The organism is Stenotrophomonas bentonitica (genome assembly GCF_002887735.1).
Taxonomy (GTDB): Bacteria; Pseudomonadota; Gammaproteobacteria; order Xanthomonadales; family Xanthomonadaceae; genus Stenotrophomonas; species Stenotrophomonas bentonitica_A.
In genome coordinates, this window is the sequence record NZ_PKQP01000001.1 from 655,327 (window position 1) to 681,414 (window position 26,088).

Here is a 26,088-nt window from a genome sequence, read left to right on the forward strand (position 1 = left end):
GCTTGCCTGACGCCTCAGCCCCCTTGATTCATCGGGAGCGATTGCGCCCTTGAGTCCAGGGGGCACGCCGACAGGCGCGGGGACACTTCACCCCGCGACCGGGAAAGATTCGTCCAGCGCCGCTTCCAGGGCGTCCAGGTCCGGCAGCAGCGCACTCTGCTCACCCAGCAGCACGCGCATGTGTACGCCCTGCGGCAGGGTTTCTTCGGACGCGTCGGCGAGCAGGCCGTCGCGCGGCACCGCGATCAGCTGCGGGAACGTCTGGGTCAGCAGGGCGAAGTACGGGCGGCGCGGATTGCCGCCCAGTGCCTTGAGCACGACCACCTTGTTGTTGGTCACCACCGGCTCGTCGCCCTGCCCGGACAACCGGGCAAAGGACAGCAGCGGCACGTCCCAGCCGTGCCAGGCGATCTGCCCGACCAGCCAGGCCGGTGCGTCGGGCACGGTTTCGACCGGCACCTTGGACATCATTTCGGCGACGGTGGCATTGGGCAGCAGCACGCGTTCGTGCCCGGCCTGGATCAGGACACCGCGGATTTCGTCGTTGCTGGCGTAGCTCATGGAGATTCCTTCAAGGGTGCGTCGGCGCGCTTACGCGTCCACGCCCCAGCGTTCGGCGATGGTGGCGGCCAGCTGCGGCGGTTCACCGGCCTGCTGGCCGGCAGCGACCACGGCACTGGCCGCCGTCGGGTCGTAGCAGCCCTCCCCGATCTGACCGCCCACCCAGGCCCCGGCGGCCGCCAGGGCGAGCACGGCGTCCACCTGGGCGGCATCGGCGCCGCTGAGCAGGACCACGCCGCTGTGCAAGGCCGGCAGTGCCGCGATCTGGATGCCGGTGGGCTCGGCGATGAAATGCAGCGTGCCCTGGCGCACGACGATGCCGATGTCATCAGGCAGGATGTAGGCCTGCCCGGCTTCCACCGGCTGGGCGTCTTCGGCCAGCAGCACCGGCAGGGCGGACACCCGTGCCATCTGCTTGACCAGATTGCCGTAGCGGCCTCCGTCCAGGCGCATATGCACCAGCACCGCGGTGCTCAGCGATTCGGGCAGCGCGGCCAGCAGGCGGCGCAACGCATCCGGCCCGCCGATCCCGGCCAGGACCAGCACCGCACCCGTGCAGCCACCGGCGGCTCCCGGCTCGGGCTCAAGCTCGACCAGCGACAGACGTTCGATGTCGAAGCGCTCCGGCGCCGAGCCCGTGTGGGTGCTCGATGGTGAGCCAGTGACCACGGCGTCATCTTCGACCAGCGACCAGCGGCTGTGGTCCCCGATCGCGGCGATCGGGTCCACCGGCGCACTGCTCGCCGCATCGTCCACCTCCAGCGCGGCCAGTGCCTCTTCCAGCGACACCGGCTCGCTCAGCTCCGCCGGCACCTGGTACAGGCCATCGGCAGGCACGTCGGACGCCGCATCCTCCGCTTCGCGCAGGTGGAACTCCAGCGGCGCATCGGCATGCAACTGCGCCGGGGTAACCGGCAGGCCCGGTTCGGGCTGCAGTTGCTGGTCCTGTTCCGAGCCCGGCGGCAGCACGTCCTGGTGACCGTGCAGCTTGGCCACCAGATGCCGCGCCCAGCGCTGCGCTTCCCAGCCATCGCGGCGCGCGGCCAGCTCGGCCTCGTCGAAGATCAGGGTCAGTGACGGCGAGCCCAGCACCGGCTCCAGCCGTTCCAGTGCGTCTTCGATCGCCGGCTCCAGCGCGATCAGCACCGCGCCGGGGTCGGCATCACGCAGGGCCTGCAGCTCGAGCGTGTTGGGGTCGTCCTCCAGCACCACGCGGGCGCCGGCATGGTCGAGCGCCTCGCGCAGCCGCTCACGCGCCGGCCCGGACCGGGCCAGCAGCGCCACCGACAACAGGGCGTGGACATCACTCGCGTGCACGGGCGATCCCCAGCAGGTCATACACGTTGCGCATCAGATCCAGCTCCTGGTACGGCTTGCCCAGGTAGCGCTGGACACCGAGTTCAAAGGCGCGCTGACGGTGCTTGTCGCCGCTGCGCGAGGTGATCATCACGATCGGCACGCGCTGGTAGCGTGGGTCGGCGCGCATGACACTGGCCAGCTCGTAGCCGTCCATGCGCGGCATCTCGATATCCAGCAGCATCAGGTCGGGCACGCGCTCGTCCAGCCGCTCCAGTGCTTCGATGCCGTCACGGGCAACCGTGACCTCGAAGTTGTGGCGCTCCAGGATGCGGCCGGTGACCTTGCGCATGGTCAGTGAATCGTCGACCACCATCACCAGCGGCACATCGCGGTCGCTGACCTTGGCGGTGGCGGTGATCGGCTTGTGCGGATTGGCCAGGTAACGACGCACCAGTGGCGCGACGTCCAGGATGACGACCACGCGGCCATCGCCGGTGATCGTCGCACCGTAGATGCCCGGTACCGAGGCGATCTGCAGGCCGACCGGCTTGACCACGATTTCGCGGTTGCCCAGCACCTGGTCGATCGCCACGGCCACGCGCAGGTCACCGGCGCGGACCAGCAGCAGCGGCACCTGGGCCTGGCCTTCGGCACGGGCCTGGGCCTGGCCGATCAGGGTGCCCAGATCGTGCAGCGCGAATTCCTCGCCACCGTAGTGGTAGCCGCCGTTGGCGGTTTCGAAACGCTCGCGCGAGATCCGGCCGATACCGCTGACCGAGGCCACCGGCACCGCGAAGGTGGTCTCGCCGATCTGTACGAACACCGCCTGGGTGACCGCCAGCGTCTGCGGCAGGCGCAGGGTGAAGGTCACGCCCTGGCCGCTGACCGAGTGGATGTCTACCGAGCCGCCGAGCTGGCGCACTTCGTTGTGGACCACGTCCATGCCCACGCCACGGCCGGCCAGCTGGCTGACCTGGTCGGCGGTGCTGAAGCCGGGCGAGAAGATCATCGCGTCCAGTTCGGCATCGCCCAGTACCGCATCGGCGGCGATCAGGCCACGCTGTTCGGCACGGCGACGGATCGCCCCGCGATCCAGGCCGACGCCGTCGTCGACCACTTCCAGCACGATTTCCGAGCCTTCACGGCGCAGGCGGATGGCGATCTCGCCCTCTTCCGGCTTGCCGGCGGCACGGCGCTGTTCCGGGGTTTCCAGACCGTGCGCCACCGAGTTGCGCAGCATGTGTTCCAGCGGCGCGACCATGCGGTCGAGCACGTTGCGGTCCAGTTCGCCGTGGGTCCCTTCCAGGGTGACGTGAACCTGCTTGCCGGTGTCCTGTCCGGCCTGGCGAACCACCCGGCGCAGACGCGGCACGAGCCCATCGAAGGGCACCATGCGCGCGCGCATCAAGCCGTCCTGCAGTTCCGAGCTGACCCGGGACTGCTGCTGGAGCAGCACGTCGTACTGGCGCGACAGATCGTCCAGCACGCCCTGCAGGCCGCCCAGATCGGCGGCCGATTCGTTCAGCGCGCGGCTGAGCTGCTGCAGCGTGGAGAAGCGGTCCAGTTCCAGCGGATCGAACGTGTGGTGGGCCTGGTCCTGTTCGCGCTGGTAACGGGCCACGATCTGCGCTTCGGTTTCCAGGTCCAGCCGGCGCAGCTGGTCGCGCAGACGGGCATTGGTGCGGTCCAGTTCGCCCATGGCGCCGCGGAAGGCCCCGAGCTGCTGTTCCAGCCGCGAACGGTAGATCGCCACTTCACCGGCGTGGTTGACCAGGCGGTCGAGCAGATCGGCGCGCACGCGCACCTGTTCCTGCTGCGGCCGCGGCAGGCCATCCTCTTCGCTGACGGTTTCCAGCGGGACGGGTGCCGAGAGCGGCGCTGCGACAAGCGCGGCGATCGCCGCCTCGACCCTGGCATCGCCGGAGGGCAGCGCATCGTTGGCGGTGTCGGCCGGCGCCGGCGCGATGCGGCCCTGGGTGCGCTGCTCGAAGGCGGCGATCAGGTCGTCGGGCATGGCCACGGTGCGGTGCTGCCCGGTACGGGTCAGCAGCTGGTGCAGGCGATCGAACCCACGCTCCAGCAGGTGCACGTCGCTGCGGTCGATATCGGTGCGGTTGGCCGCCACGGCTTCCAGCAGCGACTCGATGCCGTGGCCCAGGTCGCCGATGGGATTGATCCCGGCCATGCGCGCGCCACCCTTCAGGGTGTGCAGATCGCGCTGCAGGCCAGCGATCACGTCGCGGTCCTGGGGCGCAGCGCGCAGCTCGCTGATCAGACCATCGCAGTGGTCAAGCAGGTCCTTGCCCTCCTCCACGAAGATATCGACCAGCTCCTGGTCGAGCTGGGTGAAGTCGAGTGCATCGCCCGGCCCGAGGTCGTCGCTGTCGGCCGACGCCGCCGCGAGGACGTCGGCGGGTTCCGGATCGTTGGTGAGGCTGGCCGCAGGCGCGTCTTCGAGTTCGAAGAAGCGGGCCGGGGTGGCCGCGTCGGCCGAAGTATCCGGCGCCGTGGTCTCGCTCACGTCGGCGAACGCGTCGGCTTCACCCGTGTTCTCGTCGGTGGCGTCCAGACCCAGCACCCGGGTGTCCAGCGCATCCGGCGCATCGACAACGGTCAGGCCGTCGTCCATCGCCTGCTGCGCGTCCACCACCTCGCCAAAGGCCGGCGGCGGTGGCAGGACGTCGGCCAGTGCCTGCGCGTCCTCGTCGCTGTCTTCGTCGCTGTCTTCGTCGCTGCTCTGCTCGCCGACCTGCTCGCCGTGCTGCTCGCTGTCCTGCTCGCCATCGCTCCAGTTGTCGTTGGCCGCGTCATCCACGGAGGCCGCGTAGACGCTGCCCGGCGCAGGAGCATCGGCAGAGGTGTCGGCAGCCGGACCGTCGGGGCCGACCGGGCGCGCCGCTGCCGGATCGGCCTGAGTGTCGGCCTGGGTGTCGGCCTGAGTGTCGGCCTGAGTGTCGGCCTGGGCGTCAGCGTCGGCCCTGGTTTCAGCCTCGGCGTCGTCCTGGCTTGCCGGGGCGGTCGGCTCGGCGAGCTGATCGAAGTAGCGCGAGAGATCCTCGGCCGAGGTCAATTCGGCCGATTCCAGGCCCGCATGCATAGCGGCCGGATCGGTGTCCTCGGCCACCGCATCGGATGCTGCCTGCGCATCGGCGGCATGCGCGCTGTCGGGCAGCTCCGCGTCGAAGTAGGCGGACAGGTCGTCCGTGCCGGTCAGCTCCATGGCGATGAGCGCATCATCGTCGTTGGCCGGCGCGACCGCGTGACTGGACTCGATCACGCTCAGGCCATCGGCGTCGATCTCGGCCTCCAGCTCGTCGATGCCGGTGGTGTCATCGGCGCGCGCCAACACCGGTGCGGCGTCGTCCTCAACCTCATCGCCAATCACTTCGACCGCATCCGTCCGCGCATCGGCGACCGGGGCGAACTGCCCAGGCTCGGCGGCATACGCTTCAGCTGTTTCGCCGGCGTCGGTCGCTTCGTCCAATGCGTCCGTGCCGGCGGCGTCAGTCGCCTGGACGGGCAGTTCGTCGTGCACCAGGTCCAGATCGTCCTCCGCCAGCGCCGGCCAGCGCGCTTCGGGCAACGTATCGGCCAGGGCGACCAGACGGGCCGCCAAGGCGGTCTGCACGGGCACCCGCGGGGCCTCGTCCTGCAGGGCCGCCATGGTGGTGGTGATGGCGGCGCAGGTCTCGGCGAGCGCGTCCATGCCTGCCGCAGCCGGCAGCGCATCGGCCGCAAGCGAACGCTTGAGGTAACTCTCCGCCGCGCCGGTGACGGCCGTGATCTCCGGCACATCGGTCATGGCGAAAGCACCGTTCATCGTGTGCACGGCGCGCAGCAGGCCGTCGGTCACCGGCTGCGGGGCATCGGCAGCGGAATCCAGCCACGCCTGCAGCGTCGCCTGGTGCACCTCGACCTCGGCTTCCAGGATCTCGCGCAGCACGCTGTCGATGTTGGCCGGCGTACTCTCGATCACCGGCACAGCCTCGGCCGCAACGGTCTCCATGACCGTCGACACCGCGGTGCTCACCGCACGCTGCAGCGGCACGTGGAAGGTCTCTTCGCCCGCGGCCACGCGATCGGCGATGGCCTGCATGGCCTGCAGATCGGCGGTGACACGGCTGCCATCGCGCAGTGCCGCATTGAGCTGCGGCAGCGCGTCGTAGGCCTGGCCGACCAGCGCAACCACGGCCGGCGAGGCCGGGCGGCTGCCATCGAGCACGCGGTTGAGCATGCCCTCGATCTTCCAGCTGAACTCGCCCAGGGTGCGCGCACCCACCAGCCGGCCACTGCCCTTGAGGGTATGGAACACGCGACGGATCGGGCGCAGCCTGTCCAGGTTGTCCGGCGCGGCGCGCCAAGCCGGGAGAAGGTTGCCCAGGTTTACCAGCTCTTCGTCGAACTCTTCGATGAACACCTCGCGGATGTCCTGGTCGATGTTCTCGCCATCGTCTTCGAAGCCCGCCTCGATGCTGATGTCATCGGCGGACGCGACCACCGTCGGGCTCCCCGCTGCGGCGGCCGTCGGCACGGTCTCGGCGTCGGCGCCTTCCGGGCGGAACTGCGCCGCGGCGGCATCCAGCTCGGCCAGGAAGCGGGTAGCGGCATCGTCCAGCTCGATACGGCCGATCACCGCATCGCGCACCGTGGCGTTCGGCTGCGCTGCATCGGCTGCGGCCTCGGCGGCCGTGTCGACATCGTCGGCGAACGGGTCGAGCGGCGGCGCGGCGCTGTCCTGCGCCGATGCGACGGGAATCTCCTGCAGGAACGTCGGCAGCGCTTCCACATCCACCTCGCCCGGCGTGACGCTGGACGAAGCCGCGGCCCCTGCATCAATGCTGTCGCTGTCGCTGTCGCTGTCGCTGTCGATATCAGTATCGGTATCGGTATCGATGTCAGTGCCAGTGCCAGTGCCAGTGCCAGTGTCAGTATCGATGTCAGCGTCATCGACCTGCAGCGAGAGCACGTCATCGGCGTTGCGCAGGCCGTCATCGAAGGTGAATTCGATCGGCTCGTCGCTCAGCGCCAGCAGCTCATGCTCGGCAGCCACCGGATCGAACCCGGCGCCGGTGGCAACGAAGGCCGGCATCTCCAGCGGGGCGTCGGCGACGTCGTCGCCCATGCGATCGGCCTGCAGCGCGGGCGGCAGCGAGGCCACCCCCCACGCAGCGCCGGGCGGCAGGTCGGCAATGACCGGGTCGAGATGGGCAAACGTCAGCCCTTCATCGGCGTCGTCCTGCTGGCCCAGCGTCCACTGCGGCGCATCGGCACTGACCGGCGCGGTGGAGGCATCGAACACCAGCGCCACCGGCGGCGGTGTCACGGGCGCGGCTGCCGCCGGCGGCGGATCGAAGGTGAAGTCCGGCAGCGGCGGCGGCAGGTTGGCCGGGCGCGGTACCTCGGCGGTCACCGCGAGCTCGATCGGCTCGGGGGCCGGCGCGTCCCACGGTGTCAGTTCGATGGGTTCGGGCGCGACCGGCAGCGATTCCGGGCCGGTGTCGGCGGTTGGCTGGTTCGTATCCGGCAGCGGCCAGTAACGCAGCGTTTCCAGGCTGCTGCGGGTGATGTCCAGGATGTCGTCGCGGCCCGGCCGGCGTTCGCGCAGGGCTTCCAGGTAGTACTCCAGGCTGGCCATGGCATCGGCCAGGGTATCCAGCTGGCGCCCACTGGGCACGCGCTGCTTGCCGAGCAGTTCCACCGCGATGTACTGGCGCACGCCCTGCAGGTAGTCGGCCGGGGCCGACAGATCGAGCATGCGCAGCGCGCCGGCCACCTCGCCGAGCAGGCGCGGCACTTCCTGCAGCTGCTGGTGATTCCAGTTGGTTTCGATGAAGGCGACGAAATGCTCACGCGCGGCAGCAAAATTGGCAATGGCTTCATGGGCCAGCACTTCCACCGTGCGGCGGTTCTCCACCGCGCTGGGATCGTCCTCGCCACTGCCGCCGGCGCCCAGATGGGCGACCTGGTCGTCCAGCGAGGCATCCACGTACAGCAGCGCGCCGGCGATATCCAGCAACAGCGTTTCATCGATCTGCTGCACGCCCTCGACCACCTCGCGCAGCGCATCGCGCTGCTGCACGACCACGCCACGGGCCACGCCCAGGCCCATCATGCCCAGCGTATCGGCGACCGCGCCCAGCTCGTTGACCTGGGTCTGCAATTGCACCGGCTCGCCGCCGGTACGCAGGTGCAGGTCCAGCGCGTCCTTGATCCGCAGCAGCTCTTCCTTGACCGCGTTGCCGACCGTATCGAGCAGCTCGCGGTTGCGGCCGCTCAGGCTGCCACGCGCGTGGTCCAGCTCGGCCTCGGTGGCGCTCGCGCTGTCCGGTGCGAAGGCGAACAGCACGCTTTCATTGATGCCCGGTGCCGCGCGAGCGGAGCGGATGTCGTTGAGCAGCGGCAGCAGCACGATCGGGATGTCGCGGTGACCGTTCTGCAGGCGCTCCAGGTAATCGGGCAGCAGCACGCTGCCACGCATCAGCGTGGCGCAGGCTTCATCGCGGTCGGGTACGTCGTCGGCGCCGATCGCGTTGGCCAGCTGTTCCAGCTCCTCGGCCACCATCGCCGGGGCGTACAGCTCGACCATGCGCAGGGTGCCCTGCACCTGGTGCAGGTAGCCGGCGCAGAAGCGCATCCGGCTGCCGTCGGCAGGGTCTTCCACGTAGTACTCGACCTCGTTGCGCACCTGGCGCAGGGTCTCGTCCAGCTCCGGCTTGACCCAGCCCAGCGCAGCATGGCTCATGGCATCGCGCAGCGTGCTCATGCCAGGTCTCCCGGCAGCTCGGCGCACATGGCGTGCGGTGATTTCTCGCGATGCATCATCTGCTTGTTCCTTCCCTCTCCGCCCTGCCCGTGGCTCACGCCGGCAGCTTGAAGTCGGCAACCGAGCGGCGCAGGTCGGCCGCCAGCTGTGCCAGGTGGCCGATCGACTCGGCGGTCTGTCCCGCGCCCTGCGAGGTCTGGCCGGTAATCTGACGGATCACGCCCATGGTGCGGGTGATGTCCGATGCCGCGGCCGACTGCTGCTGGGCAGCGATCGAGATGTTCTTGATGAGGTTGTTCAGTGCGTTGGAGACGCGCTCGATTTCGGTCAGCGCGGTACCGGCGTCTTCGGCCAGGCGCGCGCCGGAGACCACTTCGGCGGTGGTCTGCTCCATCGAACTGACCGCTTCGTTGGTATCGGCCTGAATGGCCTGGACCAGATTCTCGATCCGTCGGGTCGCACCGGACGTTCGCTCTGCCAGGCGCTGCACTTCGTCGGCCACCACGGCGAAACCGCGACCGGCCTCACCGGCCGAAGCGGCCTGCACGGCCGCGTTCAACGCCAGGATGTTGGTCTGCTCGGAAATGTCGTTGATCAGTTCCACGATCGAGCCGATTTCCTGCGAGGACTCACCCAGTCGCTTGATGCGCTTGGAGGTTTCCTGGATCTGGTCGCGGATCTGGTCCATGCCCTGGATCGTCTCGCGCACCACACCGGCACCTTCGGCGGCGATGATCACCGAGCGCTGCGCCACGTCGGCAGACTCGGCCGAGTTGCGCGACACCTGCTCGATGCTCGATGCGATTTCGCCGATCCGGTCCGAGGCGGAGGTGATCTGGTTGGCCTGGTGGCCGGCTGCTTCGGCCAGCTGCATCGCAGTGGCCTGGGTTTCCTGGGTCGACACGGCGACCTTGGCCGAAGTGTCGTTGATCGTGGTCACCAGATGGCGCAGCTCATCCACGGCGTAGTTGATGGCGTCGGCGATGGCGCCGGTCATGTCCTCGGTCACCGAGGCCTTCACCGTCAGGTCGCCTTCACCCAGCGAGCTGATTTCATCCAGCAGCCGCATGATGGCCTGCTGGTTGCGGCTGTTGTATTCCACCTGGGTCTGGTAACGCAGTTCCTGCTCGCGCGAGCGGCTGCGCACGGTGCTGCCGACGAACCCGACGATGGCGATCAGCGAGAACGCGCCGGAGGCCACGCCCAGCCAGAAGTTCGGGAACAGGCGGGTATCGCGCAGCGAGCCGAACGAGGAGAACGCTTCGAACAGCTTCTTGCTGTCGCGCAGCATGTCCGCCGAACCGCCGGTCAGGGCAGCGGCCGACGACTGCGCGGCGAACAGCTGGCGGGAGCTGGCCAGGATCGCGTCGGCGTCCTGCTTCATGGTGTCCCACTGCTTCTGCGACTGCTCCAGCGCGGCCAGTGCCGGGCCGTTGCGGACCGCGGCGATGCCCAGTTCCTCGTTGCCATTGCGCAGTGCGTCGAGCACCTGGGTGAACACGACCGAGTCGCGGGCGAGCGCATCGCCGGCGGCTGCGGCATTGGCGCCGCCGGCGCGCATTTCCGTCACCCGGCGGGCCATCGAGCCGACCACCACCACCTGCTGCAGCGCGTTGTAGACCTGCGAGGACGGCGCACCGCTGGCCGACATCGCGCGGACCACTTCGTTCAGCTGCGCCTGCAGTGCGGGCACGCCGTTGACGAAGTTGTTGGCATTGCCAGCCAGGGCCAGCACGGCCGGTTCGCTGGCGACCAGCTGGCCGGCGCTCTTGCCGAGCGGCTCCCAGGTCTGGATCAGCGTGTTCAGCGGCCCGGCGACATTGGTTTCGGTCCCGTAGCGACCCTTCAGGCCACTGACGGTGCTTTCGATGTCGCTCTTGGTCAGCTTGAACGCGGTGAACGCCTGGGCGTTGCCCGACACCGCTTCACGGCCCTGGTTGGCCAGCTGCTGCGAGAGCACCTGCAGGTTGGCGGCATCGGTACTGGCACTGGCCAGGCGACTGCCCTGCCAGGTCGCCACGCCGGTGTTGACGCCGAACACGATCATCGACACGGCCAGCAGGCCGAGCCAGAAATTGGTGCCCACCGAACCGAACTTGCCGGCCTTGGCGGATTCCGAAGCAGTACTCATCGTTCAACCTCGATCTTCAATACGGAGAGACAGGCGCCTGCGGTCAGGCCGCGGCCTGCCTGAATTCGGGGGTACGCGACAGCAGCGACAGCGAGAACACGCCCCAGTCATGGCCATCGCCATGGAAGGCGCGATCGATGAAATGTGCGTAGCGGCCGGTGGCCAGATCGCCGGCGACGATGTTCTGGTCCAGCTCGAAGCTGCGCTGGCCGAACAGTTCATCGATGGTCAGCGCCACGTCACCGCCGGCCTGGCGCATGATCAGCACGCGCTGGCCTTCCTGCTGCACGGTGCGCTCGCCTTCCAGGAAGAACTTCAGGTCGACCACCGGGAACAGGTTGCCGCGCAGGTTGCCCACGCCCAGCAGCCACGGCTGCGCGCCGGGCACCGGAGTGACCGGCGGCATCGGCACGATTTCCACCACTTCGCGGAAATCCGACACCAGCCGGCGCTTGCCGACCCGGTAACCGACGCCACGCCACAGGTCCTGCGAGAACTGCCGCTCGGGCAGCTGCACCGCATGGGCCAGGCTGCGCCGCTCATAGCCCTGGAGGATGTCGAAAGGAGAACGCATCAGACCACCAACTGGTTGATCCGCGCGATCAGTTCCTCCTCGCGCGGCGGCTTGACGATGTAGTCGGCCGCCCCCTGGCGCAGCCCCCACGCCTTGTCGGTTTCCATCGCCTTGGTGCTGACGATGACCACCGGGATATGTTTGGTGGCCGCGTCGCGCGCCATCGCACGGGTGGCCTGGAAGCCACTCATGCCCGGCAGGACCACGTCCATCAGCACCAGCTGCGGGGACTGCTCGCGCACGAGTTTGAGCCCGTCCTCGGCGTTGTCCGCTTCCAGGACTTCATGACCGGCCTTGGTCAACCATTGCGTGAACACCGCACGGTCGGTCGGTGAATCCTCGATCAGTACGATTCGAGCCATTGTGCCTTTCCCCCCTGGTCAGGCGTTGACGTATGTGCGGATGGCACCCAGCAGTTCTTCACGCGTGAATGGCTTGGTCAGGTACTGCTCCGAGCCGACGATGCGGCCGCGCGCCTTGTCGAACAGGCCGTCCTTGGAGGACAGCATGATCACCGGCGTGGCTTTGAACAGCTGGTTGCCCTTGATCAGCGCACAGGTCTGATACCCGTCCAGCCGCGGCATCATGATGTCCACGAAGATGATCTGCGGCTGTTGGTCGGCGATCTTGGCCAACGCCTCGAAACCATCGGTCGCGGTCACCACCTCGCAGCCTTCCCGCTTCAACAGGGTTTCCGCGGTCCTGCGGATGGTCTTCGAATCATCGATGACCATCACGCGCAGCCCTGCGAGTTCCCCACCCGCAGCCATGTATTCAGTCATTACCTTTCCCCAAGCTCGCGACGCTTGCGCTGATCCCCGGCGCCGCTGCGAAAGCGTATCTATATCCCAATACCGGCGCGCGCTTCAAGCACACCCACCGCGGCCCCGCCGCGAGCGGCCCCGCCGGTGCGCGGCACGCCCCTTTTGCGCAAACCCGGCCCGTTCCCCGGCCGGGCCGGACACTGCGTTCCGGCCCCCGGGGCAGGCATTGCCGGGCCATTGTCGCTACCATCATCGGCCTGCCCGCCAGGTTGCGACCATGCCGTTGAATGTCATCGTGGTGATGGACCCCATCGCCCATATCAAGATTGCCAAGGACACCACCTTCGCGATGCTGCTGGAAGCCCAGCGCCGCGGCCATGCCCTGCACTACGTCAGCCCCGGTGGGCTGGCCCTGCGCGACGGCCAGGCCATCGCCCGCACCGCCCCGCTGCAGGTGCGCGAGGACAAGAACGACTGGTTCACCCTGGGCGACTTCAGCCAGACCGTGTTCGGCCCCGGCCAGGTCGTGCTGATGCGCAAGGACCCGCCGGTCGATGCCGAATTCATCTACGACACCCACGTGCTCAGCGTCGCCCAGCAGGCCGGTGCGATGGTGGTCAACGACCCGCAGGGACTGCGCGACTACAACGAGAAACTGGCCGCCCTGCTGTTCCCGCAGTGCTGTCCGCCGACCCTGGTCAGCCGTCGCAACGCCGACCTGAAGGCCTTCGTGCTCGAACACGGCCAGGCCGTGCTCAAGCCGCTGGACGGCATGGGCGGCCGCTCGATCTTCCGCAGCGGCACCGGCGACCCCAACCTCAACGTGATCCTGGAAACCCTGACCGACGGCGAGCGCACGCTGGCCCTGGCGCAGAAGTTCATCCCGGACATCACCGCCGGCGACAAGCGCATCCTGCTGGTGGATGGCGAGCCGGTGGATTACTGCCTGGCGCGGATTCCGCAGGGCGACGAATTCCGCGGCAACCTGGCCGCCGGCGGCCGCGGCGAAGGCCGCCCGCTGAGCGAGCGCGACCGCTGGATCGCCGCCCAGGTCGGGCCGGAAATGAAGCGCCGCGGCATGCGCTTCGTCGGCCTGGACGTGATCGGCGACTACCTGACCGAAGTCAACGTCACCAGCCCGACCTGCGTGCGCGAGCTCGACGCCCAGTTCGGGCTGAACATCGCCGGCACCCTGTTCGACGCGATCGAGGCCGGCCTGCCGCGATGAGCGCCAGCGTCGCCCCGGTGCCGACGTGGCAGGCGCGCGAATCCCAGCGGCTGGGCGCGACCCTGACGCTGTCGGTGCTCGTGCACGCCCTGCTGATCCTCGGGGTCGGCTTCGCGGTGAGTGACAGCGCCCCGCTGGTACCGACCCTGGATGTGATCTTCAGCCAGACCCAGACACCGCTGACGCCCAAGCAGGCCGACTTCCTGGCCCAGGCCAACCAGCAGGGTGGCGGCGACCACGACAAGGTGCAGCGCCCGCGCGACAACCAGGCCGGGATCGTGCCGCAGGCGCAGGCCGGGCTGTCGCCGGTTCCGCAGCAGCGCCAGGAGGCGGCCAGCGTGCCGCCGCCGCAGACCCGCGTGGTCAACAGCCGCAATGGCACCGACACGGTTGCGGCAGCCCAGCCACAGCCGCTGCCCGAGCAGCCCCGCCCGGATGCGCCGATGACCGCGCGCGAGCAGCGTGACGTGGAGATGGCACGGCTGGCCGCCGAAGTGCACCTGCGCTCGGCGCAGTACGCCAAGCGCCCGAACCGCAAGTTCGTTTCGGCCAGTACCCGCGAATACGCCTATGCCAACTATCTGCGTGCCTGGGTCGACCGCGCCGAGCGTGTCGGCAATCTGAATTACCCCGACGAGGCGCGCGCGCGCCGGCTCGGCGGGCAGGTAGTGATCACCGTCGGGGTGCGCCGCGACGGCACGGTGGAAAGTGCCCGCATCCTGCAGTCCAGCGGCACCCCGCTGCTCGATGAAACCGCGCTGCGCGTGATCACGCTCGCCCAGCCGTTCCCGCCACTGCCCAAGACCGAGGATGCGATCGACATCCTGCAGGTCACCCGCACCTGGGTGTTCCTGCCCGGCGGGGAGCTGCGCGACGACCGCTGAGGGGGCGATAGCCGACCAACGGTCGGCTCTACCGGGCGGCCTTGGCCGCCCGCGCGGCCTGCTGTTCCACCAGGGTCAGCGCCACGTTGTTGCGCAGATACGCCGGCTCCACCAACTCCGGTGCCACGCCTTCGCCGCGCTGGAACGCCGGCACCGCCAGCGCAAGTACGTCCGACGCACGCGGCAATGCCTGCGCGTCCACGCCGGTCAGCTGATCGGCCAGCCGCGTGGCCAGCACGCCCTCGGCCGCACCAAAGCCAGTCCCCACGCCGAACCAGCGCGAGCCCCCGGGCAACACCACCTGCTCGGGCGCGCAGACGATTTCCTCGCCCTGCAACTGCCACTGCCCGTCGATCCGGACATGGCGCGCGGCATAGACCTCGCCCATGCGCGCATCAATGCTGGCCAGCACTTGATCGGCGTCCGCCGGCGCACGCAGCGCCAGCGCCTGCAGGGTGGAGACCGCGATCAGCGGGCGGTCCAGCGCCAGGGCGATGCCCTGGGCGATGGCGATCGCCAGCCGCACCCCCGTGAACGCGCCCGGGCCGCGGCCCAGTGCGATCGCATCCAGCTGCGAACGGGCCACACCCGCCTCGGCCAGCAGCGCCTCGGCCCAGGGCAGGCTGAGTTCGGCGTGGCGGCGCGGCGCGATCTCGAAGCGCTCAGTGACCTGCCCATCCACATACAGGGCGACGGAGCAGGCTTCGGTGGCGGTTTCAAAGGCGAGCAGTTTCATGGCGGTCAGAACAGGGAAGTAGGAAAGTCATCGGTCGGCGGTACAGCCCGCACGGGCGGCGCAGCGACGGGCGCTGGTGCAGGCGGAGCGCCGAGGACGGGCCATTGTGGCGCAAAGAAGGCCTGCACATCGGCCAGCGAGCGGGTGCGACGGAACGGCGGCAGGGAATCCAGGAAGATCCGGCCATAGCCGCGGCTGAGCAGGCGCGGGTCGCACAGCACCAGCACCCCGCGATCGGTCTCGCTGCGGATCAGGCGACCCACCCCCTGCTTGAGCGCGATCACCGCCTGCGGCAACTGCTCGTCGCGGAAGGGATTGCCGCCATCGCGGCGGATCGCGTCCAGCCGCGCCTCGAACACCGGGTCATCCGGCGCGGCGAACGGCAGTTTGTCGATCACCACCACGCTCAGCGCATCGCCCACCACGTCCACGCCCTCGCGGAAACTGGCCGAGCCCAGCAGTACCCCATTGCCCGACTCGCGGAACCGCTGCAGCAAGGTCGCACGCGGTGCCTCGCCCTGCACGAACAGCGGCCACGGTGCATCGCGCAGCGCCTCGGCGGCTTCGCGCAGCGCGCGGTGCGAGGCGAACAGCAGGAACGCGCGCCCGTGCGAGGCCTCCAGCACCGGGGTCAATGCGCGGATCAAGGCGGTGCCGAAGCCACGCGCGGCTGGATCGGGCAGATCGGTCGGCAGGTAACACAGCGCCTGATGGGCCCAATCAAACGGGCTGGGCTGCAGCAGGCTGACCGGATCATCCAGGCCCAGCCGTTGGGAAATATGCTCGAAACCGCCGTCCACGGTCAGCGTGGCCGAGGTGAACACCCAGGCTGCCATCGAGCGTTGCCGATGCTCGCGCAGCGGGCCGGACACATCCATCGGCGTGCGCTGGCAACGGAAGCCACGCGGGGTCAGCTCGTACCAGAGCACCTCGGCCGGTGGCGGCGCCTGCTCAGGGTCGGTGTCGAAATCCAGCATCGGTGCGTCCTCACCGAGCCAGCGCGACAAGCGGGCGACGGCGTCCATCGCACGCGCATGGCAGGCATCCAGGCCGGGCGATGCTTCACGCACGCCCGCCAGCGCATCGCGCAGCTGCACCAGCGTGCTCATCGCCATGTCGAAGCCATCGCGCACCTGCGGCACGGTCAGCGCACGCCACTGGGTGCCGCGCGGCGGCAGCCCATCCATCGCCACGCGCAGGTCGCGCAGGGTCTGCTCGAGTGCGGCAGCCGGCACCTGCAACGCCGCCTGGGCACCGGCCACGCTGCGGCTCTCGGCCAGGCAGTCGCGCGCCAGTTCCTGCCACGGGCGCATGCCGAAGCCTTCACCGAAGAAGTTGGCGGCCAGTTCCGGCAGCTGGTGCGCCTCGTCGATCACGAACGCCTGCGCACCGGGGAGGATTTCGCCGAAGCCTTCCTGCTTGAGCGCCAGATCGGCCAGCAGCAGATGGTGGTTGACCACCACCACATCGGCGGCCTGCGCCCGCTGCCGTGCCTGCACGACGAAGCAGTCGTCCCAGAACGGGCATTCGGTGCCCAGACAGTTGTCGACGGTGGAGGTCACCATCGGGTACAGCGGCGAGTCTTCCGGCAGCGCGTCCAGCTCGGCCATGTCGCCGAATTTCGTGCGTCCGGACCATGCGAGGATCCGCTGGAACTGTGCGACCTGCTCGGGGGAGCTGAAGCGGGGTTCGCCGCGGGCCTGCTGCAATCGATAGCGGCACAGGTAGTTGGCACGTCCTTTCAGCAGCGCACTGCTGTGCCCCACGCCGAGCGCGGCACGCACCCGCGGCAGATCGCGGTGGTACAGCTGGTCCTGCAGCGCGCGGGTCCCGGTGGAGATGATGGTCTTCAGCCCGGACAGCAGCGCAGGCACCAGATACGCATAGGTCTTGCCGGTGCCGGTGCCTGCCTCGGCCAGCAGCACGTCGCGCTGGTCGAACGCTTCGGCGATCGCCGCGGTCAGGCGCAGCTGGGCCGGGCGCGGCACAAAGGCATCGAGCTGGCTGGCGAGCGCACCGCCCTCACTGAGGGCATCGCGGCTGGCGTGTGCGAGTTGGGACATGACGACAATGATAGAGGCTGCCGGGTTGCGCCCGGCGCTACGCCGTCACGCATCCGCTTTCGCGCTGCATCAGTAACGCATGATGCCCGGCACCGTGCAGCCTTCCAGCTGGGCATGCGCCGAGGCGGCATTCTCTTTTTCACCCCGGGCCAAGCGCGACTGTTCGATCGTCGCCCAATGGCGGCGGCACAGCGGGCCGGTCTTGGAGCCCAGCTCGACCGACTTGCGGGCGAAGGTTTCGGCAGCCGCCCACTCACCCTGCAGCAGCGCGATTTCGGCGCGGTCCTGCAGCACCGATGGATCCGAGGCCATGATCGCCAGCGCCTGGTCGAGCGCGGCCGCGGCGCCGGCCAGATCATTGGCCTGGCGGCGGGCCAGCGCGGCCTGGCGCAGATCTTCCACTTCGCTGTCGCGCAGTGGCTGCACGGCCAGTTCCTTGTCGTCGTTGCCGGCGGCGGCATCCACGGCCGCCAGGCGCTGGGCCGGCGTGGTGGTATCGACGGGCGCCTTCACCACCGGCGGCGGGGTGACGCAGGCGGCCAGGGCCAGGCAGAGCGTGGCCAGCGAAGCGGAACGGATCAGGAATCGGGTGGTCATGCAGGCTGGCCTTGATCAGGGTTGACGGGCGGGGGGGGTGGCCGGTGCATTCTGCGCCGGTTCGGGGGCGGGCTCGGGCTTCTTCTCCAGGCCGAACCAGCTGCGCCAGCCACCGCCTTCGCTCTGCTCGCCGCCCTCGCCTTCGGGCAACGCGCTCGGCGCGGCGCACGGGACGTAGGATGGGGTATACCCCACCACGAACGGGAAACGACGCGCGCCCGGGCAGCCTTCATCGGTGGTGGCGGTACCGCTGGCCTCCACGTACTGCCAGTCCAGGCCCTTGTTGCTCACCTTCAGGGGCGCGCTCGGCAGGCGCTGGAAGATGCCCGACCAGACCCGCATCGAGCCGGTCGCGCCATACAGCCCGGCCTGCTGGTTCTGGTCATTGCCCATCCAGATCACCGCCAGGTGGTCGCCGGTGTAGCCGGCGTACCAGCTGTCGCGACCATCATTGGTGGTGCCGGTCTTGCCCGCCGGCTGCAGGCGGCCCAGCCCATCGGCGTTGAGGCGCTGCGCGGTACCGCTGGCCACGACCTGCTGCAGGCCGATGCTGATCAGGTTCGCGGCGATCGAGTCGCCCTCCTGCGCCGGCGCCGGGGTCTTGTCGTAGCGCTTCATCAGCTTGCCCTGCGGATCGAGCACGCCACGCACCGCATGCAGCGGCTGGATTTCACCGCCGGAGGCCAGGAACTGGTACAGCTGGGCCATCGCATACGGGCTCTGATCGGTGGAGCCCAGGATCACCGCTGGATTGGGGTCGGCCTTGATCCCGGCCAGGACGTGGATCAACTGCGTGACCCGCTCCGGGCCGACCTGCATACCCACCCGCACCGTGGCCTGGTTGTAGGAATGGGCGAGTGCGTCGATCAGGCGGACCGTGCCGTGACTGCGGTTGTCCGCGTTGCCCGGTGACCATTGCTTGCCGCGGCTGAGCTGTACCGTCACCGGGGAATCGTCGACCCAGCTGGACAGCGAGTAGCGGTCCGGCTGCGCCAGCGCCAGCAGGTACACGAATGGCTTGAGCAGCGAACCCACCGGACGCTGCGCCTCGATGGCGCGGTTGAAGCCCGGCTCGGACACTTCGCGGCTGCCGACCACGGCAAGCACATCGCCGTTGTGGACGTCGGTCAGGACCAGGCCGGCCTGCAGCTCGGGGCGACGCTTGCTCTCCAGCGATTTGATCGTCTTGGTGACCGCGCCTTCGGCATACGCCTGGGCAGACGGTGCCATGCCGGTCATCACGCTCAGCCCGGCGCCCTGCAACACGGACTCCGGATAGTCGTGGCCGAGCTGGCGCCGGACCAGATCCACATAGGCCGGGAAGCGGTTGGCCGCGATAAGCCCCGGGGTCTTGGGGACACCCAGCGGCGCCTCGACGGCACGCTTGTACTCGGCATCGTCGATCAGATTGGCCTCGCGCAGCTTGCCCAGCACGAAGTTGCGGCGGTCCAGCGCGCGTTCGGGATTGCGGCGCGGGTCGTAATAGGACGGGCCCTTGACCAGGCCGATCAGCAGCGCGACGTGCTCGGTGTTGAGCGAAGCCAGATCACGGCCGAACCAGAATTCCGCACCCGAGGACATGCCATGGATGGCCTGGCTGCCGCGCTGGCCCAGGTAGACCTGGTTGAGGTAGGCCTCCAGGATGGTGCGCTTGTCGTAGCGCGCCTCCATGATCAGCGCGTACAGCACCTCGTTGAATTTGCGGGTGACGGTCTGCTCTTTGCCGATCCCGAGCAGGCCGCTGCGGGCCAGCTGCTGGGTCAGCGTCGAGGCACCCTGGCGGCTCTGGCCGCCGGAGCGCACGGTCACCCACACCGCGCGGGCGATACCGCTCAGATCGATACCGTGGTGGCGGCTGAAATCCTTGTCCTCCACCGCCTGCAGGCCGGTGACCAGCAGCTCGGGGGTTTCCTCGATGCGAACCAGCCGGCGCTCTTCCTGCTTCTGGCCGTACAGCGTGGCGATACGGGCCGGATCCAGGCGCGCGGCCTTGAGGGCCTTGCGGCTGTCGGGATCGCGCAGCGAGGCGATCGACCCGCCGGACAGGCTCAGCTCGACGCGGCGCGGGGCGACCCGGCCATCCACATCGTTGTAGCCACGGCTGGAAATGACGAAGCGCCCGCCTTCCTGCGTGTACGTGGCCGGCGACTTGCCGATCCCGTCATCGCGGTAGGCCGACGCCGCCAGCTCGGTCTTGAGCGTGGCCGCATCCATGGCCACACCCGGCGCCAACGCCAGTGGGCGCGCATAGACACGGGTGGGAATCTGCCAGCGCAGCTCGCCGAAGCGCTGGGTGACCTGTTGGTTCAGGTACACGGTATAGGGGATCAGGAAGCCCAGCCCCAGCGCGACAGCCGCCATGCCCCAGGTGATCAACCGGCGCCGCCACAGCGGGCCGCGGCTTTCGGTGTCGTCGTCGAACTCGTCGATGTCGTCGGAATCGTAGCGTCGGGGCACGGGGATGCGAGAATATGAAGTCCGGCGAGTCTAACGCAGCCACCGCGAGCGGCGCGTTCTCCCGGGTTCCCCCGCTTAAGCTGGAGTTGCAACGGGATGTCGATGTCCTTGGCCGATGCTCGCTATTTCCTGAACCGCATGCTCGGCCTGTTCCGTCGCAGTCTGGCCAGCCTGCGCACCCGGGGCTGGCGCGCCACCTGGCAGCGCATCCGGGTCCATACCCAGGCCGTGCCCGCCCCGCGCGGCGCACCGCTGTTCCTGCCGGAGGCCACACCGTTCGCGCCGTTCACGGTCCCGGCCAGCGAGCGCCCGGTGGTCAGCATCATCATTCCGGTCTACAACCATGCCGGCCACACGCTGGCCTGCCTGCGGGCGCTGGCGGCCCACCCGCCGCAGGTCGACTGCGAGATCCTGGTGGTGGACGACGGCAGCAGCGACGAAACCACCGCCTGGATGCCGCAGGTCCGCGGGCTGCGCTATGAGGTGCGGCCAACCAACGGCGGATTCATCGAGGCCTGCAACGATGGCGTGGCCCGCTCGCGTGGCCAGTACGTGGTGCTGCTCAACAACGACACCGTGCCCCAGCCGGGCTGGCTGGATGCCCTGCTCGCCACCTTTGCTCGGGTGCCGCGTGCCGGCCTGGTCGGTGCGCAGCTGCTCTACCCCGATGGCCGCCTGCAGGAATCCGGTGGCGTGATCTTCCAGGACGGCAGCGGCTGGAGCTATGGCCGCTTCGAGTCACCCGAGGATCCGCGCTACAGCGCGCTGCGCGATGCCGACTACTGCTCCGGCGCGGCGTTGATGATCCCCCGCGCCTTGTGGGACCAGCTTGGCGGCTTCGATCTGCGTTACAAGCCCGCCTACTACGAAGATACCGACCTGGCCTTCGCCGTCCGCGAAAGTGGCCACCGCGTGCTGGTGCAGCCGGCCAGCCGCGTGGTGCATGACGAGGGCACCAGCAACGGCACCGATACCGGCAGCGGGGTCAAGGCCTACCAGGTCCGCAACCGTGGGGTGTTCGCGGCGAAGTGGGCCAAGGCGCTGCAAGCGCAGCCGAGCGTGGGCAGCGTGCCCTCGCCGGCCCTGCTGCATCGCGCCCAGCGCCAGGTCCTGATCCTGGATGAAGAAGTGCCGCAGCCGGATCGCGACTCGGCCTCGCTGCGCCAGTACAACCTGATCCGGATGCTGCTCGACGAGGGCGTCCATGTGGTGTTCGTGCCGACCCGGCGCGAGCATGCCGGCGCCGCCACCGAGGCGCTGCAGGCACTGGGCGTGGAGGTCTGGTACGCGCCCTACCTCGACGGCGTGGCACCGTGGCTGCGCGCCAACGGCGCCCGCTTCGGGGTGGTGATGATGGTGCGCTACCACGTTGCCCACGAGTGCCTGCCGCTGCTGCGCAGCTTCGCGCCGCAGGCGCGCACCGTGTTCGACACCGTCGACCTGCATTACCTGCGCGAGCGCCGTGGTGCGGAGATCGCCGGCGATGCAGGCCTGCTGCGCAATGCCGAGCGCACCCGCGCACGCGAGCTGGCGGTGATGGATCAGGTCGATGTGACCGTGCTGGTCAGCGCGGCCGAGCGCGAGCAGCTGCGCATCGATGCGCCGGGCGCGACGGTGGAACTGATCTCCAACCTGCATGAAGTTGCAGGCGCGGGCCCCGACTGGGCCGAGCGTCGGGACCTGGTGTTCGTTGGCGGCTTCCGTCATCCGCCGAACCTGGATGCCATGCAGTGGTTCATCGGTGAGGTCTTCGCGCGCATCCGCGCGCAGCTGCCCGATATCCGGTTCCACTGCATCGGCGCAGCCGTGCCCGATGCGCTGCGCGAGCTGGCCGCGACCCAGCCCGGTGTGGACATCCATGGCTTCGTGCCGGACGTGGTGCCGTACATGGACGGCGTGCGCATCGCCGTGGCGCCGCTGCGCTTCGGCGCGGGGGTCAAGGGCAAGGTGAATCTCAGCATGGCGCACGGCCAGCCCGTGGTCGCCACCACCTGCGGCGTGGAAGGCATGCACCTGCGCGATGGCGAGGATGTACTGGTGGCCGATGATGCCGAGGCGTTCGCCCAGGCCGTGGTCCGGCTGTACCAGGATGAGGCCCTGTGGCGCCGGCTCTCCACCGCCGGGCTGCAGAACATCGTGGACCACTTCTCGCTGGATGCCGCCCGCGCCACCGTACAGCGGGTGTTCCTGGCCTAGGCTCCCGCGCCGCCACCGGCACTGCGCAGGCGTTCGGCAAATGCCGGCAGCTCGGGCAGGTCCGGCTGCCAGCGGCGCGCCTGCACCAGCGCCTGTTGCGCGAAGGTGATATCGCCCGAGCCAAGCCGCTCGCTGCCGATCGCCAACCAACGCTGCGCCAGCCGGCGCCTTGCCGCAGCCTGGCCTGCGTCGCTGGAGGACAGGGTCTGCCAGGCCTCCAGACAGGCTCCGGCCCCTAGTACCCGGTTCTCGCGCAGGCGATCCTCGAAACACTGCCGGCTCGCTGGCAACAACCGCTGCGCCGCCGCGCGAACACGCGGGTCCTGCGGCGCAACCCCCTGGGCCTCACGCAGCGCGTCGTAGGCACTGCGGCCGGGGGGATCCAGGAAATTGCCACGGCCCTCGGCCTCTTCCAGGCGCGTGAGCAGGCCCTGCAGCGTGCGTTCGCGCTGCGCCCGCGGCACCGCCGGGGTCTTCAACGCGGCCTGCGAACGACGCGCCTGCTCGATGGCATGCCGCGCCGTCTCCAGCGCGCGCGTGGAAGCGCCCAGCGTTTCAGCCTGCTGCACCGCCTGGGCCGCTTCGTCGAAACGGAAATTGCCGGCCAGCCGCGTCGCACGCGAGAGCTGCGCATCGGCCACCTGCTGCTGGCCGCGGTGTGCGGCAGGATCGTCGGGCAAGGCGGCAAGCACCGCGGCGAAGGCCTCCGCCGCAGCCTCCAGTTTCTGCCGGCGCAGCGCGGCTTCGCCTTCGCGCTGGCGCCGCTCCAGTACGTTGTTCAGTGCCTCCTGGGTGGCCGGCAGATCGACATGTCCGGCGTCGAAGCCCCGGGCACTGCGCACGCGTTCGGCCGCGCGTGCGACATCGCCGCGCCCGGCCGCCGTGCGCGCCTGCTGGAGGAGGTCGGACAGCGCATCCTCACGCCCTTCCAGCGCACGCACCTGGTTGGGCGAGAGCGTGAGCACCTGCTGGAACAGCGGCAGCGCGCTGTCCGGGCTGCCATCGAGCCGTTGCGCCTGCAGGGCCGCTTCGGCGCGGCCGAGCAAGGCGCCGATCCCCGCGCGTGCCTGGTCGTGCGCGCGCAGCTGCTGCGCCACCGCGTCGGCTTCGCGCTGCGGCACCTGCAGCTCGCGCGCCAGGGCCAGCGCTGTCGTCGCGGCCGCCGGGTCGCCGCGTTCCAGTGCAGCACGCGCCTGCTGCAGTGCCGCCTGGCCGGTACGGGCCAGGCCGGTGCGTGCCTGCAGCCGGTCGTTGTCCAGCGCCAGCGCTGCTTGATAGGACTCACGTGCGCCGCTGCCGTCGGGCAGGGTCAGGCGGCCTGCGGCCAGCGCGCGATCGCCCTGGTCGAGCAGCTGCTCGATCTGCGGTTCATTCCAGAACCAGTTCGCCAGCGGCCGGCGCAACAGCGCCAGGGCCACGAACAGCAGCACGGCGATCAGCAACGCCCAGCGCCAGATGCGCTTGGCGTGGCGCGCCTGCACCCACCACCAGCGCCCCTCGCGGCGCACCCGCCGCAGCGCCTCGTGCGCGGCATCATGCCTGTCATCGTCCCGGCTCATGCCGCGAGCCTAGCGTGGGGCACGTGAGCTCAGCCTAGACGCCGGGCTTCGCTGACGCCGGGCAGTGCGTCCAGCTTGCCCAGCAGGGTGGAAAGCTGCCCGTAGTCGCTGACCTTCAGCCGCAGCCGCAGGTGCGCCCGGCCGCTGTTGCGGACGTTGTCGCTGTGGATGTCCAGGACGTAGGCATCCTCCTGCGCGATCAGGTTCGTGATGTCCTTGAGCAGCCAGCGCCGGTCGACCGCATCGACCACCACGTCCACTTCATAGCCACCGCCGGCCTGGCCCCACTCCACGGGAAGAATGCGCTGCGGGCTGGCTGCGGCCAGCCGGGCCAGCGCCGCACAGTCGGTGCGGTGCACGGTGACGCCACGCGCCCGCGTGAGGTAGCCGACGATCGGTTCGCCGGCCACCGGCTGGCAGCAGCGGGCCAGCTGCACCAGCAGGTTGCCCACGCCCTGCACGGTGAAGTTGGCACTGCGCACGCTGTCGCGCCGCGCCGTGGGCCGCGGCATCGCCGGCACCGCCGGCTGGCTGGCGGCCCGTTCGGCTTCCAGCAGCGCACGGCTGACCTGGTTCGGCCCGGTGTCGCCCAGCGCGACCTGGATATAGAGATCGTCGACGCTGTCGGCGTGGAACTTCTTCAACGCGATGGCAAGGTCGGCATGCTGCAGGCCGAGCCGCTTCAGCTCGCGCTCGAGCAGTTCGCGTCCGGCCTGCACATTGCGTGCGCGGTCCAGCTTGTGGAACCAGCCGCGCACCTTTTCACGCGAGCGGTTGCTGGCCAGGAAGCCACTGGAGGCCAGCAGCCAGTCCCGCCGGGGGTCGGCCTCCTTGCCGGTCAGGATCTCGACGCGGTCGCCGCTGCGCAGCCGGTAGGTCAACGGCACGATGCGGCCATTCACCTTCGCGCCGCGGCAACGGTGCCCGACCATGGTGTGCACGTGGTAGGCAAAATCCAGCGGCGTGGCGCCCTGCGGCAGGTCCATCACCTCGTCCTTGGGGCTGAGCGCGTAGACCCGGTCCTCGGTCAGCTCGGCATCCAGCGCGCCGGCCAGCTCACCGCCGTGCCCCTCCTGGGATTGCTCCAGCAACTGGCGCATCCAGGTGATCTTGCGGTCGAAGGCCTTCTCCGCACCCTTGCTGCCTTCCTTGTAGCGCCAGTGCGCGGCCACGCCGAGCTCGGCCTGGGCGTGCATGTCGTGGGTCCGGATCTGCACTTCGATGGTGCGACCTTCCGGGCCGACCACGGCGGTATGCAGCGAGCGGTAATCATTGGCCTTCGGGCGCGCGATGTAATCGTCGAACTCGCTCGGCACCGGCGCCCACAGCGCGTGCACCACGCCCAATGCGGCGTAGCAGGCGGCCACGTCCTCCACCATCACGCGTACCGCACGGATGTCGTAGAGCTGCTCGAACGCCAGCCGCTTCTTCTGCATCTTCCGCCAGATGCTGTAGATGTGCTTCGGGCGGCCACTGACCTCGGCACGGATGCCCTGCGCCAGCAACTCGCGCGACAGCGCCTTTTTGACGGCCTCGACATAGCGCTCGCGCGCCAACCGGGTTTCGTCGACCTCGCGGGCGATGCGGCGGTAGGTCTCCGGTTCGAGGTGGCGGAACGCCAGGTCTTCCAGCTCCCACTTCAACTGCCAGATGCCGAGCCGGTTCGCCAGCGGCGCGTGGATGTCGCGGGTGAGCTGGGCCAACGCGCGCCGTTCCTCCTCGGGCAGGCGATCGGCACCGCGCATGCGGGCCAGCTGGCGGGCGAGCAGGATCGGCACCACGCGCAGATCGCGGATGATCGACAGCAGCAGGCGACGCAGCCCCTCGCTGTTGCGACCGGCCTCACGCCCGGCATGCAGCGCCCAGACCTGGTCGGCCGCGTCCAGCCCGTCCAGCAGGCCGACCACCACCGGCTTGAGCGCACCGACCGGCAACGCGTCCAGCCCGGCGCGCAGCCACGGCAGATCGAACAGCAGGGTGGCCAGCAGCGCCGACTCGTCGGCCGACAGCAGCGACAGCGCATCAAGCGTGTCGGCCAGCACCGGCCAGCCCGCGCGCATGTCCAGATCGGCCTCGGGCTGCTGCCAGCGCTGCAGCAACGCCTCGCGCAGTTCGGTCGGCAGCGAAGCCACCGAGGGTCGGTTCAACAAGGCATCCAGGCCGGGGGCAGAAGCGCGGTTCACAGCATCGTACAGACAAGACAGAGGCCATCTACACTAGCGCCGCAGCGCCCCCCCGACAATCGCCGTCGCCTGCATGTGCACATGCCCGGGCGC

Annotated in this window: 16 protein-coding genes; 3 read left to right on the forward strand and 13 right to left on the reverse strand. The window is 69.4% G+C overall.

Annotated elements, in window-relative coordinates:
* Positions 1–87: 87 nt before the first annotated feature.
* The 7 genes from C0R07_RS02915 to pilG form a co-directional block, all read right to left on the reverse strand.
* Positions 88–561, reverse strand: coding sequence for a chemotaxis protein CheW (locus C0R07_RS02915; protein ID WP_019185133.1), 474 nt, complete (start codon positions 559–561; stop codon positions 88–90).
* A gap of 30 nt (positions 562–591) precedes the next feature.
* Positions 592–1,878, reverse strand: a complete 1,287-nt coding sequence (locus tag C0R07_RS02920) for a chemotaxis protein CheB (protein WP_428991884.1) — start codon at positions 1,876–1,878, stop codon at positions 592–594.
* Positions 1,865–8,623, reverse strand: coding sequence for an Hpt domain-containing protein (locus C0R07_RS02925; protein ID WP_102788148.1), 6,759 nt, complete (start codon positions 8,621–8,623; stop codon positions 1,865–1,867). Before C0R07_RS02925 ends, C0R07_RS02920 begins: the two co-directional genes overlap by 14 nt.
* 94 nt (positions 8,624–8,717) lie before the next feature.
* A complete protein-coding gene (locus tag C0R07_RS02930; RefSeq protein ID WP_019185136.1) occupies positions 8,718–10,754 on the reverse strand; it encodes a methyl-accepting chemotaxis protein in 2,037 nt (678 codons plus the stop codon).
* Between the two features lie 43 nt (positions 10,755–10,797).
* Complete coding sequence (locus C0R07_RS02935; protein WP_070471308.1) at positions 10,798–11,328, reverse strand: chemotaxis protein CheW; 531 nt, start codon at positions 11,326–11,328, stop codon at positions 10,798–10,800.
* Positions 11,328–11,690, reverse strand: coding sequence for a response regulator (locus tag C0R07_RS02940; RefSeq protein WP_019185138.1), 363 nt, complete (start codon positions 11,688–11,690; stop codon positions 11,328–11,330). The genes C0R07_RS02935 and C0R07_RS02940 overlap by 1 nt, the downstream gene beginning before the upstream one ends.
* A gap of 18 nt (positions 11,691–11,708) precedes the next feature.
* Positions 11,709–12,110 (reverse strand): twitching motility response regulator PilG, encoded by a 402-nt coding sequence (pilG, locus tag C0R07_RS02945; RefSeq protein WP_019185139.1) that lies wholly within the window; start codon positions 12,108–12,110, stop codon positions 11,709–11,711.
* A 259-nt stretch (positions 12,111–12,369) separates the two neighbouring features.
* Between pilG and gshB the strand changes: the two genes are divergently transcribed.
* Both gshB and C0R07_RS02955 read left to right on the forward strand, forming a co-directional pair.
* On the forward strand, positions 12,370–13,320 hold the full coding sequence (gene gshB, locus C0R07_RS02950) for a glutathione synthase (RefSeq protein WP_019185140.1): 951 nt from the start codon (positions 12,370–12,372) through the stop codon (positions 13,318–13,320).
* On the forward strand, positions 13,317–14,204 hold the full coding sequence (locus C0R07_RS02955; RefSeq protein WP_046272680.1) for an energy transducer TonB family protein: 888 nt from the start codon (positions 13,317–13,319) through the stop codon (positions 14,202–14,204). Before gshB ends, C0R07_RS02955 begins: the two co-directional genes overlap by 4 nt.
* Positions 14,205–14,232: 28 nt before the next feature.
* Here the strand turns inward: C0R07_RS02955 and tsaB are convergent, their stop codons facing one another.
* The 4 genes from tsaB to mrcB form a co-directional block, all read right to left on the reverse strand.
* Positions 14,233–14,940 (reverse strand): tRNA (adenosine(37)-N6)-threonylcarbamoyltransferase complex dimerization subunit type 1 TsaB, encoded by a 708-nt coding sequence (tsaB, locus tag C0R07_RS02960; RefSeq protein WP_070471304.1) that lies wholly within the window; start codon positions 14,938–14,940, stop codon positions 14,233–14,235.
* Positions 14,941–14,945: 5 nt separating this feature from the next.
* On the reverse strand, positions 14,946–17,003 hold the full coding sequence (locus tag C0R07_RS02965; RefSeq protein WP_070471303.1) for an ATP-dependent DNA helicase: 2,058 nt from the start codon (positions 17,001–17,003) through the stop codon (positions 14,946–14,948).
* A gap of 69 nt (positions 17,004–17,072) precedes the next feature.
* Positions 17,073–17,600 carry a hypothetical protein gene (locus C0R07_RS02970; RefSeq protein WP_070471301.1) on the reverse strand — a complete coding sequence of 176 codons (528 nt, stop codon included), beginning with the start codon at positions 17,598–17,600 and terminating at the stop codon, positions 17,073–17,075.
* 15 nt (positions 17,601–17,615) lie between these two features.
* Positions 17,616–20,057 (reverse strand): penicillin-binding protein 1B, encoded by a 2,442-nt coding sequence (gene mrcB / locus C0R07_RS02975; RefSeq protein ID WP_102788149.1) that lies wholly within the window; start codon positions 20,055–20,057, stop codon positions 17,616–17,618.
* A 96-nt stretch (positions 20,058–20,153) separates the two neighbouring features.
* On the opposite strand from mrcB, the gene C0R07_RS02980 reads away from it, so the two are divergent.
* On the forward strand, positions 20,154–22,253 hold the full coding sequence (locus tag C0R07_RS02980; protein ID WP_070471298.1) for a glycosyltransferase: 2,100 nt from the start codon (positions 20,154–20,156) through the stop codon (positions 22,251–22,253).
* Here C0R07_RS02980 and C0R07_RS02985 read toward each other — a convergent pair.
* A complete protein-coding gene (locus C0R07_RS02985) occupies positions 22,250–23,812 on the reverse strand; it encodes a hypothetical protein (RefSeq protein ID WP_102788150.1) in 1,563 nt (520 codons plus the stop codon). The two genes, C0R07_RS02980 and C0R07_RS02985, sit on opposite strands and share 4 nt — an antisense overlap.
* Positions 23,813–23,841: 29 nt before the next feature.
* On the reverse strand, positions 23,842–25,995 hold the full coding sequence (locus C0R07_RS02990) for a bifunctional (p)ppGpp synthetase/guanosine-3',5'-bis(diphosphate) 3'-pyrophosphohydrolase (protein ID WP_070471294.1): 2,154 nt from the start codon (positions 25,993–25,995) through the stop codon (positions 23,842–23,844).
* Positions 25,996–26,088 lie beyond the last annotated feature (93 nt).